This window comes from Paenilisteria rustica (assembly GCF_013820765.1).
GTDB lineage: Bacteria > Bacillota > Bacilli > Lactobacillales > Listeriaceae > Listeria_A > Listeria_A rustica.
Map to the genome: position 1 here is coordinate 27,680 of NZ_JABJVM010000012.1, position 17,016 is coordinate 44,695.

The 17,016-nt window shown below is 41.0% G+C and carries 18 protein-coding genes; 17 read left to right on the plus strand and 1 reads right to left on the minus strand.

The annotated features are described in order from the left end of the window. Positions 1–19 precede the first annotated feature (19 nt). From HPK16_RS11530 to HPK16_RS11545, 4 genes are all read left to right on the plus strand, one after another. A complete protein-coding gene (locus HPK16_RS11530; RefSeq protein ID WP_181677101.1) occupies positions 20–781 on the plus strand; it encodes a tRNA1(Val) (adenine(37)-N6)-methyltransferase in 762 nt (253 codons plus the stop codon). Continuing rightward, positions 768–1,043, plus strand: a complete 276-nt coding sequence (locus HPK16_RS11535; RefSeq protein WP_181677102.1) for a GIY-YIG nuclease family protein — start codon at positions 768–770, stop codon at positions 1,041–1,043. Before HPK16_RS11530 ends, HPK16_RS11535 begins: the two co-directional genes overlap by 14 nt. After that, a complete protein-coding gene (rsmI, locus tag HPK16_RS11540; RefSeq protein WP_181677103.1) occupies positions 1,040–1,921 on the plus strand; it encodes a 16S rRNA (cytidine(1402)-2'-O)-methyltransferase in 882 nt (293 codons plus the stop codon). Before HPK16_RS11535 ends, rsmI begins: the two co-directional genes overlap by 4 nt. Before the next feature lie 91 nt (positions 1,922–2,012). Then, complete coding sequence (locus tag HPK16_RS11545; RefSeq protein ID WP_181677104.1) at positions 2,013–2,606, plus strand: DNA-binding protein; 594 nt, start codon at positions 2,013–2,015, stop codon at positions 2,604–2,606. 386 nt (positions 2,607–2,992) lie between these two features. On the opposite strand, the gene HPK16_RS11550 is transcribed toward HPK16_RS11545, so the two are convergent. Next, a complete protein-coding gene (locus tag HPK16_RS11550; RefSeq protein WP_036060638.1) occupies positions 2,993–3,277 on the minus strand; it encodes an AbrB/MazE/SpoVT family DNA-binding domain-containing protein in 285 nt (94 codons plus the stop codon). Between the two features lie 220 nt (positions 3,278–3,497). Between HPK16_RS11550 and HPK16_RS11555 the strand changes: the two genes are divergently transcribed. The 13 genes from HPK16_RS11555 (at position 3,498) to HPK16_RS11615 (ending at position 17,002) form a co-directional block, all read left to right on the plus strand. Next, on the plus strand, positions 3,498–4,346 hold the full coding sequence (locus HPK16_RS11555) for a GRP family sugar transporter (protein WP_181677105.1): 849 nt from the start codon (positions 3,498–3,500) through the stop codon (positions 4,344–4,346). A 157-nt stretch (positions 4,347–4,503) separates the two neighbouring features. After that, on the plus strand, positions 4,504–6,498 hold the full coding sequence (metG, locus tag HPK16_RS11560) for a methionine--tRNA ligase (protein WP_181677106.1): 1,995 nt from the start codon (positions 4,504–4,506) through the stop codon (positions 6,496–6,498). Between the two features lie 129 nt (positions 6,499–6,627). Further along, complete coding sequence (locus HPK16_RS11565; RefSeq protein ID WP_181677107.1) at positions 6,628–7,344, plus strand: spr1630 family ClpXP-sensitive toxin; 717 nt, start codon at positions 6,628–6,630, stop codon at positions 7,342–7,344. Between the two features lie 11 nt (positions 7,345–7,355). Continuing rightward, positions 7,356–8,495 carry a spr1629 family repressor/antitoxin gene (locus tag HPK16_RS11570; protein WP_181677108.1) on the plus strand — a complete coding sequence of 380 codons (1,140 nt, stop codon included), beginning with the start codon at positions 7,356–7,358 and terminating at the stop codon, positions 8,493–8,495. 130 nt (positions 8,496–8,625) lie between these two features. After that, positions 8,626–9,393 carry a TatD family hydrolase gene (locus HPK16_RS11575; protein WP_181677109.1) on the plus strand — a complete coding sequence of 256 codons (768 nt, stop codon included), beginning with the start codon at positions 8,626–8,628 and terminating at the stop codon, positions 9,391–9,393. A 296-nt stretch (positions 9,394–9,689) separates the two neighbouring features. Continuing rightward, a complete protein-coding gene (locus HPK16_RS11580; RefSeq protein ID WP_181677110.1) occupies positions 9,690–10,964 on the plus strand; it encodes a G5 and 3D domain-containing protein in 1,275 nt (424 codons plus the stop codon). Positions 10,965–11,096: 132 nt separating this feature from the next. Further along, the gene (gene rnmV, locus HPK16_RS11585; RefSeq protein ID WP_181677111.1) at positions 11,097–11,669 is read left to right on the plus strand and encodes a ribonuclease M5; all 573 of its coding nucleotides are present in this window, start codon (positions 11,097–11,099) and stop codon (positions 11,667–11,669) included. After that, the gene (rsmA, locus tag HPK16_RS11590; protein ID WP_181677112.1) at positions 11,662–12,546 is read left to right on the plus strand and encodes a 16S rRNA (adenine(1518)-N(6)/adenine(1519)-N(6))-dimethyltransferase RsmA; all 885 of its coding nucleotides are present in this window, start codon (positions 11,662–11,664) and stop codon (positions 12,544–12,546) included. The genes rnmV and rsmA overlap by 8 nt, the downstream gene beginning before the upstream one ends. 124 nt (positions 12,547–12,670) lie before the next feature. Beyond that, positions 12,671–12,931, plus strand: coding sequence for a biofilm formation stimulator Veg (gene veg, locus HPK16_RS11595; protein WP_036060632.1), 261 nt, complete (start codon positions 12,671–12,673; stop codon positions 12,929–12,931). 536 nt (positions 12,932–13,467) lie between these two features. Then, a complete protein-coding gene (gene ispE, locus HPK16_RS11600; protein WP_181677151.1) occupies positions 13,468–14,328 on the plus strand; it encodes a 4-(cytidine 5'-diphospho)-2-C-methyl-D-erythritol kinase in 861 nt (286 codons plus the stop codon). Between the two features lie 18 nt (positions 14,329–14,346). After that, positions 14,347–15,087: a chitin disaccharide deacetylase gene (gene chbG / locus HPK16_RS11605; RefSeq protein WP_181677113.1), complete on the plus strand. Its 741-nt coding sequence runs from the start codon at positions 14,347–14,349 to the stop codon at positions 15,085–15,087. Between the two features lie 151 nt (positions 15,088–15,238). Then, on the plus strand, positions 15,239–16,066 hold the full coding sequence (gene purR / locus HPK16_RS11610) for a pur operon repressor (protein ID WP_181677114.1): 828 nt from the start codon (positions 15,239–15,241) through the stop codon (positions 16,064–16,066). A gap of 255 nt (positions 16,067–16,321) precedes the next feature. Next, a complete protein-coding gene (locus tag HPK16_RS11615; protein WP_181677115.1) occupies positions 16,322–17,002 on the plus strand; it encodes an efflux RND transporter periplasmic adaptor subunit in 681 nt (226 codons plus the stop codon). Positions 17,003–17,016: the final 14 nt, after the last annotated feature.

The window sequence follows — 17,016 nt, forward strand, 5'->3', positions numbered from 1 at the left end:
TGGGAAGGCCATTTTTGAAATGATATGGGGGAACGAAAGAGTGTTAGTAGGAGACGAACGATTAGATCATTTATTAGCGGAGAACTTGCGAATTATTCAGAGTCCGTCTGTATTTTCTTTTTCGCTAGATGCAGTATTACTTGCGCGATTTAGCTACATACCCTATCAAAAAGGTGGGCGCATTATCGATTTGTGTAGCGGCAATGGCATTATTCCTTTGTTGGTTAGCTCGCGAACAAAAGTGCCAATTATTGGTGTGGAGATTCAGGAACGCTTGGCAGACATGGCGCGACGTAGCATTGAATATAATGGACTCGAGGGTCAGATTGAAATTTTGCAACAAGATTTGCGTGAGGTGGTGCCGATTCTTGGGAAAGGAAAAAATAGCTTTGTCATCTGCAACCCGCCGTATTTTGCGCTAGAATCAACCAGTATCAAAAATGAAAATGAGCATTTGCGAATCGCACGTCATGAAGTGCATTGTACGTTGCGCGATACGATTCAGGTCTCGGCAGATTTGCTGAAACAAGGCGGTAAAGCGAGCTTTGTTCATCGTCCGGAGCGGCTGCTTGAAATCATTGATATTATGCGGGAATATGGATTGGAGCCGAAGCGAGTCCAGTTTGTGCATCCGCGTGTGGAACGAGAGGCGAACACGATTTTGGTGGAAGGCATAAAAGGCGCTAAACCAGGCGTGAGGTACCTGCCGCCAATCATCGTGCAGAATGCGGACGGCGAATATACGACGCAAGTGAGGGAGCTGCTTTATGGTGAAGAGTGACACGCATTATTTCTACGTATTGGAATGCAAAGACGGCTCTTATTATGGCGGTTACACGACTGATGTAGAACGCCGCGAAGCTGAACATAACGCCGGGATTCGCTGCAAATACACGCGAAATCGGCGCCCAGTGAGGGTCATCCATTCCGAATGTTTCGAAACACGATCCGAGGCTACAAAAGCCGAATCTGCTTTTAAAAAATTAGTACGCAAAGATAAAGATCAATATTTGCAAGAAAAGAGGAAGGGTGACACGATATGAAGAGTCAGAAAAGTTTTGTTGAAACAGACGACACGAAAGGCACGTTATACCTAGTTCCGACACCAATCGGCAACTTAGAAGACATGACAATGCGCGCGATTCGAATTTTGCAAGAAGTGGATTTAATTGCGGCGGAAGACACGCGAAACACAATCAAGCTACTCAACCATTTCGACATACATACAAAAATGGTAAGCTACCACGAGCACAACAAAACGACACGCCAAGATGAGCTTATCGAAAAACTGGAGGTAGGAACAACAATTGCCGTCGTGAGTGATGCGGGCATGCCGTCGATATCCGACCCAGGCTATGAACTCGTAGGCGCCGCGATTGAAGCTGGAATCACCGTTGTACCACTACCAGGAGCGAACGCAGCGCTTACCGCCCTTATCGCATCAGGCTTAGCACCACAACCGTTCTTCTTTTATGGTTTCCTACCACGAAGCAACAAAGATCGTGAAGAAGCGTTGAACCAGCTGAATCGGCGCGAGGAAACGTGGATTGTCTACGAATCACCACACCGCTTGAAAGAAGTCTTAAAAGCGATGAGCAAAATACTTGGAAGTACCCGCAAAATCGTATTATGCCGCGAGTTGACGAAGAAATATGAAGAATTTTTGCGTGGAACGGTGGAAGAAGCGCTAGAATGGGCGAAAGAAACCGAAATCCGTGGTGAATTTTGCGTCATCGTAGAAGGAAATGAAGATGCACCAAGTGAAGACGAAGAAGTTTGGTGGGAGACAATGCCAATCAAAGAGCACGTCGAAAAAGTGATGGAAGAAGAATCCGTTTCCTCCAAAGAAGCCATTAAGCAGGTCATGAAAACCCGCCAGCTTCCAAAACGCGAAGTTTATCAAGCCTATCATGAATTATAGTGAATCAGACTCGTCATCGCGCGGGTCTTTTTTTGTGAAAAAATGTCTATCCTTGTTATAATGATGGTAATAGAAAAAGGAGGGATTCCAAATGACGAAACTACCAAGTATCGGCAAACCAGCAACGAACGCGTTACAACTTCTGGACATAACGACACTCGAACAAGTAGCAGAATACGACGAAAAAACGCTGTTAAAAATACACGGCGTTGGCCCAAAAGCAATTGGAATTTTAAAAGAAGCATTGGCAGAGAGCAGTTTAGCATTTAAACAAACGACAAAAGGAACCGCCTCATCCGGAGTAGATTTCGCTGTACTCTGTGATTTTGACTGCGACAATGCACCGAAAAAACGCATTATCCGTGACTATCTTGTAGCATCGGCATCAGGCGACAGAGCTCTACTTGAAAGCGTATTAGAAGAGTCGTTCGTGTGGACGGTACCAGGCGAATTCCAAATCAAAGGCCGAGACGAGTTCATCGCGGAACTAATCGCCAACCTCCAAGCAGTCAACATACTAGAAGTCCAATCGCTCATAAGCCATGGCAAAGAAGGCTCCGCCCATGGAACCGTCACAAACAAAAAAGGCAAACACGTCTACTTCTCCGACATCTTCACCTTCCAAAGCAACAAACCGGACGCCAAAATCTCAAAACTAACCTCGTTCGTGGTGATAGAAGAGTAAACTATGATTTATTAAGTCTTTATTCTTTTTGTGTAGGATCTATATTTTGCTTTAAACAAATCGAGCGAAAGGGTTTGTATTGCAACAGTTTGGTGGAGAATCGAAGTCTACCGAACAATAATGGATTACATGCTCGCTTTGCTCTCATGCATATTGAGGCTCTAATTCAGCAAACTATGCTTCATAAGAGCCTCAACAATTCGAACGCTTACCGCCGATTTACCCATAAGTAGGGGCAAAACTCCAAAAAGGATTAACAACTCACTACGTTCGCTCTTATATTTGGGTTCTAACTCAGCAAGGTACGCTTTGTAATAACCCAAACAAAAAAGCATCCTATTTGAGGCTAGCACGCTTTCAAATAGGATACTTTCTTTAATTGTAGTTTAGATATCATCGCCGAATTGACGACGGATGTCAGCTACTAATTTCTCAGCTCCATCACGGCTAAGTGTTAATTTACCGTCAACAACTTGTTTGTTTTGATCGGAAAATTCACCAGTAATGTCACAAAGGTTGCTAGCTGTATATTTCTTTAGGATAATTTCATCTTCATTGATGTAAATTTCTAAAGCATCTTTAACTGCAACGCCTAGGTTACGACGAATTTCAACTGGGATTACGATACGTCCTAGTTCGTCAATTTTTCTTACCATACCTGTAGATTTCATATTCTTACCTCCTAACTCTTTGGTCTATTATCTATAATACCAAGAATTTCCTAGAAAAGCTAGACGAAATTATCATTTAATGCAAAAAAAATGATTATTGTTTCTAAAAAAGGGTATAAAGCTAGTTGGGGCGCTATTTGTACTGAAAATGTTCTACAATTGCAAATTTTGTTTCTTTAGCTCGATTAGACAATTTTACAGATTTGAGAGGAGTTTTTTTATGGAAATTTTAATTGCACTTATTCCAGCGGTCATGTGGGGGATTATGCCGCTTGTTGTTTCTAAAATTGGTGGGAAACCATATCAGCAGACACTTGGAGTAACATTTGGAGCGCTGATTTTTGCGATTGGCATGTATTTCTATTCCACGCCGCAGTTTACGGTGACGATTCTATTAGTTAGCTTTGTATCAGGGATATTCTGGACTGTTGGGCAGCTGAACCAGTTTCGCGCCTTTACGCATATCGGTGTTTCCAAGGCAATGCCACTTTCGACTGGGATGCAATTAGTCGGAACCTCGCTATTCGGTGTTTTCGTTTTTCATGAATGGGGCACGACTGCTAAATTAGTACTCGGTTTTTCAGCATTATTTTTCATCATCGTTGGGATTACACTAACATCATACCAACAACATAAATCAAAAAATGGCAATATGAAGCAAGGAATGGTCGCACTAATTATTTCTTCGCTGGGCTATGTTGCGTATGTTGTTATTCTAAAAGCGTTTGATATCAGTGGTTGGGAAGCGATTCTGCCACAAGCTGTCGGGATGGTTATTGCGGCCGTTGCATTCTCATTTAAAGATCGTAAAACCTTCTTTTTACGAGAAACGTGGCTTAGCATTATTCCAGGTGTTATTTGGAGTGTTGGGAACTTGGCGCTACTCATTTCGAATACGGTTATTGGTGTAGCAATCAGCTTCTCGCTTTCGCAAATGGGTGTTGTCATTTCGACGCTAGGTGGGATTCTACTACTTGGTGAGAAAAAGACAAGACGCGAACTTATCCTTGTTATCATCGGAATTATTTTAGTTGGCGCTGGTGGATTCATGATTGGACTAACTAAATAAACAAATTCGGCAGTGTGGGACTTTATTCCGCGCTGCCTTTTTCAAATTTTCAGGCTTGCGGTATTTTGTTTTGCGTAGAAAATGATATAATAGAAGGTAATTGTGAATTTAACACCGGAAAAACTGATTTTCGGCGGAGGAATGGGAGAGGATTAGATTGCCAAAAGAGAATAATACATTTTATATTACGACTCCGATTTATTATCCAAGTGGAAAGGCTCATATTGGACATGCGTATACAACGGTTGCAGGAGATGCGATGGCGCGTTACAAGCGTTTGAGAGGATTCGATGTTTTCTACTTAACGGGTACAGATGAGCACGGTCAAAAAATCCAACAAAAAGCCGAAGAACAAAATGTTTCGCCGCAAAGTTATGTGGACGATATCGCGGCAGGATTCCAAGATTTGTGGAAGAAACTTGAGATTACCAATACAGATTTTATTCGGACAACAGAACCGCGTCATAAAGATGGCGTTGCGAAAATTTTTCAACAGTTGCTGGATCAAGGCGATATTTATCTTGGTCAATATGAAGGTTGGTACTCCGTTTCAGATGAAGAATATTTCACTGAAACACAGTTAGAAGAAGTATACCGCGACGAAAATGGCAAAGTAATTGGCGGAAAAGCACCAAGTGGCAATGAAGTTGAGCTTGTGAAAGAAGAATCGTATTTCTTCCGCATGAGTAAATATGCTGATCGTTTGCTCGCTTATTATAACGACAATCCAGAATTCATCCTACCAGAATCACGCAAAAACGAGATGATTAACAATTTCATCAAACCAGGCTTAGAAGATTTGGCTGTTTCCAGAACAACTTTTGATTGGGGAATTAAGGTTCCGGGAGACGCGAAACATGTTGTTTATGTGTGGATTGACGCGCTTTCTAACTACATAACCGCGCTTGGCTATGGTTCAGAAGACGATGCGAATTTCAACAAATACTGGCCGGCAGACGTGCATATCATCGGAAAAGAGATTGTGCGCTTCCATACGATTTATTGGCCAATTATCTTGATGGCGCTTGATTTACCACTACCGAAGAAAATTTTCGGACACGGTTGGATTTTAATGAAAGACGGCAAAATGTCGAAATCAAAAGGTAACGTTGTCGATCCATACATGCTGATTGACCGCTACGGCTTGGATGCACTACGTTATTACCTATTACGCGAAGTTCCATTCGGTTCTGACGGCTTATTCACACCAGAAGATTTCGTCGATCGCGTGAATTATGATTTAGCAAACGATCTGGGCAACCTTTTAAACAGGACTGTTGCGATGATCAATAAATATTTTGATGGTGAAATTCCAGCTTATCAAGGCAATGTAACGCCTTTTGACGGCGAATTAGAGATTTTTAAAGATAATGTTCTAAAAGAATACGAAACAAATATGGAAACGATGCAATTTTCAGTGGTTCTTTCCCAGTTATGGACTTTTGTCAGTCGTACAAATAAATACATTGACGAAACAGCGCCTTGGGTTCTAGCGAAAGACGAAGCAAACCGCGATGAACTAGCAAGCGTTATGACCCATTTAGCGGAGAATTTACGAATCATCGCCGTGATGTTGAAACCATTCTTAACGCAATGTCCAGAAGGTATTTTCACACAATTAGGAATTACCGATGAAGCCCTAAAAGACTGGTCCTCGATCACAGGCTATGGCAAAATTCCAGCAGGCACAAAAGTAGTCGCAAAAGGAACGCCAATTTTCCCGCGTTTAGATGCAGCGGAAGAAGTGGCCTACATCCAAGACCAGATGAAAGCAACGGTTATAGCGCCGATAGCGGAAGAACCAACTGTCGTCGCGCTTGAAACACCAGAAATCGGCATTGAGGACTTTGACAAAATTGATTTACGAGTTGGAGAAGTTAAGCAAGTAGAAAAGGTCAAAAAAGCGGATAAGCTGCTTTGCTTCCAATTAGATCTAGGTGAAGGAAAACTGCGCCAAGTTCTATCAGGCATCGCAGAATTCTATGAACCAGAAGAACTTCTTGGCAAAAAAGTCATTGTCGTAGCGAACTTAAAACCAGTAAAACTGCGCGGTTTAATGAGTGAAGGCATGATCCTATCTGGCGAAAAAGATGGCAAATTACAAATAATTGAAGCAAGTAGCGCCCTTCCAAACGGTGCGAAAGTGAAATAATTGAAGTGAGGTGGGTTTCTAAGGAACCTGCCTCACTTTAATTATTTCGCTCTTTTTACGCTTTTTCTTTATTTTAAATGACGATATGTGTTAAGATTGGTTTAAAAATAAAGATAGGGAGTGCTATATATGGATCAATATGTTTTCTCTAAAGATGTGAATCAAGCAATTGTTGATGGTGTTTTGCAAGGCTATAAAAGCTACTTAGATGAACGACGCGCCAAAAAGACCGAGCTAAATGTGAGTGGTGCATACGCTTGGGTAAAAGGGAATCATATTGATCATTACGTGGCTGAGAATGTTGCAGATGCAGGTTTTGAATGGAAGCTAGATAAAGCTGGATATGCGTGGGAATTTCTGAAGTTCGATGGTCAACTGAAGGAAGAACGTTTTGTGTTGATTATAAAAAGTGTGAAAAGCCTTGCCAAGAGTTTACCTATCAAAAAGAAGAGCAAAGAAAACTATTTATCCGAGTTAGCGGCGATTAACGGAACCTTTAAAATGAAGGATTCGGTTGAGCAGACAGAGCAATTATCCTTGTTCTTTGCAGCAAAGGCTGATATGGAGACGGTTCAAACCTTGGTATCTGACTATAGACTTTTCTATGCTGTTATTTATGAAGTAGACGAGGCTAAAATGATCTCAAGAATTGCGCTGACACTTCCCCTTCAAAAAGGCCAGATTATAGAAGTAGAAGATTTGACTCCTTATATCGCGAGTAGTCCTATTGAAATTAGTGCGGAGGATCTCAAAGTTGTACGAGGAGAAACAGAAGCAGAAGAAGAAATTGCAAGTGAATTTGATGGATATGAGTATATTATTCCAGCCAAAGAAATAAAAAATTAAGAGGTGGCACCATGTTTTTAGGTGAAAAATTAAAAGATATTCGAATTTTAAATGGCTTTTCACGATCGGAACTTGCTAGTATGTTGAATGTTTCGGAGCAGGCGATATGGCAATATGAGACTGGGGCTACATTGCCTAATCTCAATAATATCAATCAGTTAAAGCAGCTATTCAACGTGAAAGCGAAGTATTTTTATAGCCAGAATAGGTTAACATATGACGTGGACGAGGCCACCATTGCTTATCGAAATGGCGACAGAGAATATCGATCCAAAACCGTAACAGAAGCGATGTTTTTAAATTTCACCAGCGCTATGATTAGCGATGCGGAACGTTATGTGGAAGCGCCGCCTAATAATTTGAAGAAATGGATAGCTACAAACTTAGGAACGGATCGTGAAAGCGGTATTGAAGAGCTGGCGGTGGAGATTAGAAGGCAGTTAGGACTTGAAGACAATAAAGATTTACTGTACGTGCTAGAGAAAAACGGGGCTGTCATTCTTGAAAAGAATTTAGGAAAAGAAACCGATGCATACAGCACATGGATAGATACACCATTCATTGTTCTAAGTCGAGAAAAAAAATCATCGGTCAGGCGTAATTTTGATTTGGCGCATGAATTAGGGCATTTATTGATGCATTATAAACTAGATATTAATAACCTAGATAAGAAAAGCTATCAAACGGTAGAACAGGAAGCTAACTATTTTGCAAGCTGCTTTCTTTTGCCAAAGGAGCCATTCCTCGCTGATTTTCAGGCTATTCCTAAGCAAACAAATCCAGATGCGTATATTGAAATGAAAGAGAAGTGGTGCGTGTCTATTCAAACGATGGAGTACCGAGCCTATAAGCTTGGCCAGCTAACTTACGAACAGAATCGCTACTTCTTTGCCAACCTGAATCGCAAAGGATATAGAACAAAGGAACCGCTAGATGATCAAATAAAAATTATCAAACCAGGTAAAATCAAGGCTTTATTTCATTTTGTATTTACGAATCAATTGATGACACTGGAAGAAATGTTGCAGTATTGGCATGTGGAAATACCGTTTTTGAGTCGGTTATTTTGCATTGAAACCTCGTTTTTCGAATCTTATTTAGTAAATAAGCAAGTATCAGCAACATACGATTTTATTAAAAAGGCAGATTAAGCGACTACCAAAAAAACGACTTTCTTCTATAGTAATATGACACAATCACAAAACAGGAAAAGCAGTTATACTATTATATAGAAGAAAGTCGACATTCTACCTGTTGAAAATAAAGAAATGAGGGATAAAAATGCTTTTTGATACACATGTACACTTAAATGATGATGCATTTAACGAAGATTTGGAAGAAGTTATCGCGCGGGCCAAAGAAAATGATGTTTCGCGAATGGCAGTTGTCGGTTTTAACGAAGAAACAATCAATCGTGCGCTGGAACTTGCTGATAAATATGATTTTATTTACCTGATTGTCGGATGGCACCCAACAGATGCGATTACTTTTACTCCCGAAAAACTAGAATGGTTACGCGAATTAGCCAAAAATCCGAAAGTTGTCGCACTTGGCGAAATGGGATTGGATTATCATTGGGATACGTCGCCAAAAGAAACTCAGTTTGAGGTCTTCCGTCAGCAAATTAGATTGGCAAAAGAAGTGCAGCTTCCAATCGTGATTCACAATCGGGAAGCAACGGAGGACGTTGTTCGTATTTTACAAGAAGAAAACGCGTCAGAAGTTGGCGGAATTATGCACTGTTTTGGCGAAACAGTAGAGGTAATGGAAGCGTGTTTAGCCATGAATTTCTACATCTCATTTGGCGGGACAGTTACCTTTAAAAACGCAAAATTACCAAAAATTGCAGCAGAATCAGTGCCATTAGACAAGATTTTAATCGAAACGGATGCTCCATATCTCGCTCCGCATCCAAATCGGGGCAAAAGAAATGAGCCGAGTTACGTCAAGCTTGTTGCCGAAAAGGTTGCAGAATTAAAAGAACTGAAATATGAGGAAATCGCCCGCTACACAACAGAAAATGCAAATCGGCTATTCAAATTAAGTTGATTTTTGTCATCAAACTGTAATATTACCTGAACTTTGTAACGGAATCTTAAGCAAGGAAAAAATAAAGTTTAAGAAATCTTTAAAAACCCGCGCTATTATGCCTACGACTAGAGACTGACTTTGCTGAAATATAACTGACACATTAGACATAGAATGTAATGAAAAGGTTTTACAATGGCTCTATACCAACGATGAAGTGCCTGTTTTTGGTCTAGACATCTTTTTTGGATAATTCGTTGACAGTTCTTTCGTCCCCCGTATATAATCACAACAGAAGTTAGAAAGGGGAGAAATACATGACCATGGAAACTAGCAGTAACGCAAGCCAAAAATCAAAATGGCGTTTACCAATAATGATTGGCGCGTTTGTTATTGTCGTAGCATTGGTTTTTTATTTCGTTTTCGAGGGAACTAAAAACGATATCACGATTGTAAAAGCAGGCGAGGTTACGAAAGTTAGCACGCACGCAAAAACAGTTGGAGAAGTACTAAATGACGAAGGTGTAAAAATTGGAAAACATGACGAACTGTCTTATTCCAAAAATACAGCTGTAAAAGACGGAATGAAGATTGCTTACATTCCAGCTAAAGAAGTTACAATTAATGACGAAGGTAAAGAAGCGAGTGTGTGGACAACAAAAGACACAGTTGCCGAAGTACTGAAGGATGAAAATATTACGACACGTCCACAAGATGCTTTAAACGTTTCATTGGATGACAAAGTAGCAGCAAACATGGAAGTTAAAATCGACCGTGCTGTCGCTCTAGCAATTCAAAATGGTGCGAAAAAAGAAGTAACGTGGACAACAAAAGATACAGTTGCAGATTTATTGGCGGAGAAAAACATTAAATTGGATGCTCACGATAAAGTATTACCAGTAAAAACGGCTAAACTTACTCCAAACATGACGGTTGTTGTTACATATGTAGACAAAAAAACCGATGAAAAGAAATCTAAAGTAGCTTTCAAAACAGTAGTAAAAGAAGATGCTTCTCTTGAAAAAGGGGAAGAAAAAGTTGTACAAGCAGGAAAAGCTGGCGAGAAAATTGCCAAGTATGATGTTGTTATTGAGAATGGTAAAGAAAAACAACGCAAACTCCTTGCAGAACAAGTAACAGCAAAACCAGAGGATAAAATTATTGTTCGTGGTACAAAAGAAGAGCCTGTGGTAACTGCAATCAGCAATGCCCCAGCTAAATCTTCTAAAAAAGCTGAAACATCAAAAGCTACAACATCGAGTTCATCATCTTCTCAAAGTAGCCCTTCCACTGTAAGCAGTAAACCATCATCAGGCGGTAAAACGTTCACGATGGAATCAACAGCTTATTCAGGTGGCGGTACAACAGCGACAGGTATTAATTTAACAGCAAACCCAGGCTTAAAAGTAGTTGCAGTAGATCCAAGCGTTATTCCACTAGGCTCTAGAGTCTATGTGTCAGGTTATGGAGAAGCAATTGCAGGAGATACTGGTGGCGCGATTAAAGGTAATATCGTAGACGTTTATTTTGCAGATGAGAGCCAATGTTATACTTGGGGACGTCGCCAAGTTACTGTAACAATTTTAGATTAAGAAACATATAGAGAGCAGGAGGCGCGCCAATCATGGTGTCCCTCCTGCTTTTTTGTGTGAAATAAAGCGGGTTCTGCTTTTTCGAATTTTATGGTATGATAGAAACACTGATTAAGAGAAGGGACGTTTTGTATGGAGAAGTTAGTGATTCATGAAGTCATTGTTGTTGAGGGGCGAGATGATACAACCGCAATACACCGCGCAGTAGATGCAGACACAATCGAAACAAACGGCTCAGCTCTATCCACTATGACCATTGAGAAAATTCGCCATGCAAAAGAAAAACGCGGTGTGATTATACTAACCGATCCCGATTTCCCAGGTGAAAAAATACGAAAGCAAATCGATGCAGCAGTTCCAGGATGCCATCACGCTTTTATTAGACGCAGTGATGCACTACCGAAATATGGTCGTGGTTTAGGTGTAGAACATGCCACACCAGAAAAAATTCGCGAAGCTTTGGAACATTTTCATACAAGCAATGAACGCGTCCAGACGAGTGATATCGATTATGATCGGCTTGTGATGCTTGGTCTGATGGGTGGAGCAGGCGCGAAAGCAAAACGACAAAAGCTAGGAGAAATCCTTAAAATAGGTTACACCAACGGCAAACAATTGCAAGCAAGACTACGCATGTTCGGTATTACAAAAGAACAATTCGAAGCCGCATGGAGCAAAGTAGTGCAGGAGGAGACGAATGAGTAAAGATATCGCAACACCAGGTCGTACAAAAGAAATTCTGAAAAAATATGATTTTCTGTTTAAGAAAAGTCTGGGCCAGAATTTTTTGATTGATAGTAATATTTTGAGACGAATCACGGAGACGGCGGAACTGGATAAAGAAACAGACGTTATTGAAATTGGGCCAGGTATCGGAGCGCTTACGGAACACCTAGCGCGCACGTCTAAGCGCGTATTGGCTTTTGAGATTGACCAACGCCTGATGTCCATTTTGCCAGATACGCTCGCAGCTTACGACAATATAGAGATCGTGAACGAAGACATTTTGAAAGTCGATGTTGGGGCGATGATTACGGAAAAACTTCCGGATCGAACGGAACCTGTAAAAGTAGTTGCGAACTTGCCATACTATGTGACAACGCCGATTATTTTGCAATTGCTTCACGAGGACTTGCCAGTGTCTAGCATGACTTTTATGTTGCAAAAGGAAGTGGCAGATCGGATTTCAGCAAAACCGAGTACAAAGGCATACGGGAGCTTATCGATCGCGATACAGTACTACATGGAGGCTGAGCTTTCCTTTATCGTCCCAAAAACGGTATTCATGCCACAACCAAATGTAGACTCAGCGATTATTCATCTAAAACGACGCTCGGAACCACCAGCCCAGGTGAATGATGAAACCTTCTTTTTCGATATTACGCGTTCGGCATTTGCACAGCGACGTAAAACATTATGGAATAATTTAGTGAACCGATTTCCAGAATTGAAACCGCAAAAAGAAGAATTAGAAGCAGAACTTGCTGCGCTTGGTATTGACGTGAAACGACGCGGAGAAACGCTTAACATCCCTGAATTTGCGACTTTAAGTAATTTTCTTGACAGTTTCATGAGAAAATAGCGAAAAAATGATAAAAAGACGACCTTAGTGGTTGACACAGAGGCGTTTCGCTGTTAAAATATTTGTTTGTTGATTTTTGGCCCTAGATATGCTATACTGGAAATTAGTGAGGTGGGGGTACAAAATGTCAAAAACTATTGCAAGCATCAAACAAAATCTTGAATCCAGACTTGGAACGAGACTAACTTTGAAAGCTAACGGCGGACGTAAGAAAACAATCGAGCGTTGTGGCGTTTTAGCTGAAACTTATCCAGCTGTTTTTGTTGTTGAATTAGATCAAGACGAGAACAATTTCGAAAGAGTATCCTATAGTTATACAGACATTTTAACAGACACTGTGGAATTAGACTTTACCGACGATGTAAGTAAAGAATTAGCACTTTAATCACTAATATCTCAAGACCAGCCAACTCGGCTGGTTTTTTGATGTCTTAGGGAGTTGAGTCTATGACAAGTAAATCGGCGACAAGCGCTCGCAATGCAGCTATTCTCTGGACTTCCGGTTCTTCTACGCTTCGCTTCGCATAACTTCTCACATGGTCGGAGAAATTACTCCCTCCCTGTTTTCAGTCATCACGTACGCCAGTACGCTCCGCTTCCGGCTTCCAGAGAATAGCTGCATTGCAACCGCTTTCGCTCGATTTGTGTAAAGCGTAATTTACGTCTTACGCAAAAAAATAAAAGAATGATTGAGATTATCTGACTCACATCTTGAGTAAACTTCGGAATTGAGCTAGTCTCAATACTTTTGCAGTATGCTTAGAAGTCTTTTTGAGTTTGGAGTACATATTTGGGCGTTGCTATGGTAGAATAAACAAAGAAGATTTGAGGAGCTGTGACCAAACTTGAAGTCAGGCGAAATTACTAACTTATTACTTTGGGTTGAACGATGGATGTTCCCTAAGAAAGGCTGTAGAAATGATGAAAATAAATGTGAAAGCACCTGCGAAAATTAATTTGTCATTGGATGCGCTATATAAGAGAAAAGATAATTATCATGAGCTTGAGATGGTGATGACTACAATTGACTTGGCGGATCGTCTGCAGTTAGTTTTATTGGAAAAGGATATCATCAAACTGGATGTGAAGGCGCATTTTATTCCGGATGATAAGCGAAATCTGGTGTATCAGGCGGCGGCGCTTTTGAAGGAACGTTTTTCAGTGAAGCAAGGTGTGGCTATAACGCTTGATAAGAGTATTCCGGTTGCGGCTGGACTTGCGGGTGGTAGTAGTGACGCGGCTGCAGCTCTTAAGGGATTGAACCAATTGTGGGATTTGAAGTTGACGCTTGAGGAACTTGCGGATTTAGGCGCGGAATTAGGATCGGATATTCCATTTTGCTTATATGGTGGAACGGCGCTTGCAACTGGTCGTGGTGAGATTATTGAACCGCTTCCGATGATGCCAAATTGCTGGATTGTGTTAGCGAAGCCTTCGATTAGTGTTTCGACGCCGGGTGTATACCGAGACTTGCGCGTTGGAGAAGTGGAGCACCCGAATACGGCTGGAATGGTTCAGGCGATTCGGGATGGCAGTTTTGAGGGGATTTGTGATAATATCGGGAATGTGCTCGAGACGGTGACGCTCGCGAAACACCCAGAAGTGAAGCGAATCAAAGAGAAGATGCTGGAATTTGGCGCAGATACGGCTTTAATGAGTGGTAGCGGGCCGACAGTGTTTGCCCTTGTAAAACAGTACTCTAGAGCAAAACGCGTCTATAACGGCTTACGTGGCTTCTGTGAGGAAGTATATTTAGTTAGACCTTGGCAAGAAGAAAAATGATAAAGGAGTCGTGAAGTGATGAAAGTTATTTTTAATGCGGATGATTTTGGTTTGTCAAAAGGTGTCGTTTATGGAATTTTGGAAGCGTATAAGCATGGTGTTGTAAAATCGACGACAATGCTTGCGAATTCACCAGCGTTTGATTTAGGCGCTGAGGTGGCGAAAGAGAATCCAGGACTCGATATCGGGGCGCATTTGACGCTGACATTTGGTAGTCCACTTTTGAAGGATGTTCCGAGTCTTACTGCTGAGTCGGGGAAATTTCTAGCGCAAGACGTGCTGAGGAGTTCGGCGGATGCGATTGATTTTAGTGAAGTAGAGCGTGAATTCACCGCTCAAATCGAAAAAATTCTCGCAGCAGGCATTCCCATTTCCCATTTTGATACGCATCACCTTATCGAACCTATTGTTTTGCCAGTTATGCAAAAATTAGCGAAAAAATATCAAGTTGGGTTGCGTCGTTCTGTGCATGATGCGGATTATACGGGGATTCCAACAACGGATCGTTTTTCTGATCAATTTTATGCGGATGGGATTACAGCGGATGTTGTCAAACAGGTTGTGAAGGCACACGAGCATGATACGGAGACGTTGGAATTCATGTGTCACCCAGCATTTATCGATGAAACAATGCTCAGCTTGACTTCTTATTCTGATTATCGGATAAAAGAGCTGACTTTCTTAACATCGGATGAGGTGCAGGAAGCGTTGAAATCAGTTGGAGCGGAAGTAGTTAGCTTTAAAGAAGTTATGAAATAAGAGGATTCTAGTATGTGGTGATTTTGAAAGGCAAGCTATGACTATCTTTTCCTCTAAAAAGCCTTTATAATGATGTTAAACACGTACAAAAAGGGCGAAATAGGTTCTAATGTTTGGAAAAGCTATTTTTAAAAAGAGGAGAAGAAGCAATATGAAAATTCGGCGTAGTGAACGTTTGATTGATATGACACAGTTTTTACTGAGCCATCCACGAAAACTGGTACCACTAACTTTATTTGCTGAGCGTTATAGTTCTGCGAAATCATCTATTAGTGAAGATTTAGTTATTATAAAGAAAACATTTGAAGATAGAGGCATTGGTACGCTTGAGACTGTCCCAGGCGCTGCTGGTGGCGTGAAATACATTTCGATTGCGGATAATGCCGATGTGCTAGATTTCGTTCAGACGCTCTGTAACCGCATCGCTGAACCTAATCGTTTACTTCCAGGTGGTTACTTATATTTATCTGATTTACTTGGTGAGCCCGTGACGTTAAGCCAAATCGGGAAAATTTTAGCGACGAAATTTAATAAGCAAAAAATAGACGCGATTATGACGGTGGCGACAAAAGGGATTCCAATTGCGCAGGCCGTGGCGGAACATCTGAACGTCCCATTTGTCATTGTGCGACGTGATAGTAAGGTGACGGAAGGTTCGACAGTTAGTATTAATTACGTGTCGGGATCGAGTAAACGTATTGAGAAAATGGAACTTTCGAAGCGCAGTCTACCAGAAGGTTCGAACGTTGTCATTGTGGATGATTTCATGAAAGCGGGCGGAACGATTAACGGGATGAAGAATTTGTTAGAAGAGTTCAATGCCAAATTAGTCGGTATCGGTGTTTTAGTGGAATCTGAATACGCGGAAGAGCGCTTAGTGGATGATTACGTCTCCTTGGTGAAAATTAAGAACGTAGATGTTAAAGAGAAGCAAATCGAAGTGGTAGAAGGCAATTATTTCAACTACCCAAATCAATAAATAACGACTAGAATCTGGGGCAGCGAGTCATGCTGTTTTAGCGTTCTAGTTTTTTTATATGAATGGAATATGAACAGATAAATACGACCTCCGTATGACTGGTTTTAATTTTATCTATGCTACAATAGGGACTTGTAGAGGGCGCATGAACATTTCGACAAGCGAATATTTATGTTTATGAACTTTTTTATAGCAGTGCTTGCCTACATACTGGGAGCTAACAAACAATTACTTAATTTGGAAGGAGCAACACACATGAAGAAATGGGTTAAATGGTTGATTGCCATCGTTATTATCGCGGCAATCGTAGTAGGAGCAGTATTATTTTTAGGATCTAAATCAGGATCAGATACAACAGCGACGAAGGACCTTGTGACAACGAAAGTGAAGCAAGGGGACATGAAAATTAACGCGACAGCAACAGGGGCTATTGTTCCGCAAAATCAACAAGCGCCTGATTACAAAGAATTAGAGCTACAAGTACAAATGGACGAGCTAGATGTACCAAACGTGAAAAAAGATCAAGAAGCTAAGATTTCGGTTACGGCAGTTCCTGACAAAACATACACAGGTAAAGTGAAGGAAATCGCAGAACAAGGAACCGTTATGAATGGCGTGTCTTCGTTCTTGGTGACGATTTCAATCGATGATAGTACAGATCTAAAATCAGGGATGACAGCGGATGCTTCCATTTTGGTGAATGAAAAAGCAAATGCATTATACGTTCCAATTGAAGCAGTTCAGAAAAATGATGACGGCAAATATTACGTACTCATCCCTAAAAAAGGGAAAAATGAGACGACGAAAGAAGTAAAACAATACGTAACGACTGGGCTTCATAACGAAGATAATATGGAGATCACGAAAGGTCTAGAAAAAGGCGATGAAGTCATTTTGCCAACGAAATCTAACTCATCCCAACAACCAGGATTTTAAAAACTAGACCAAAC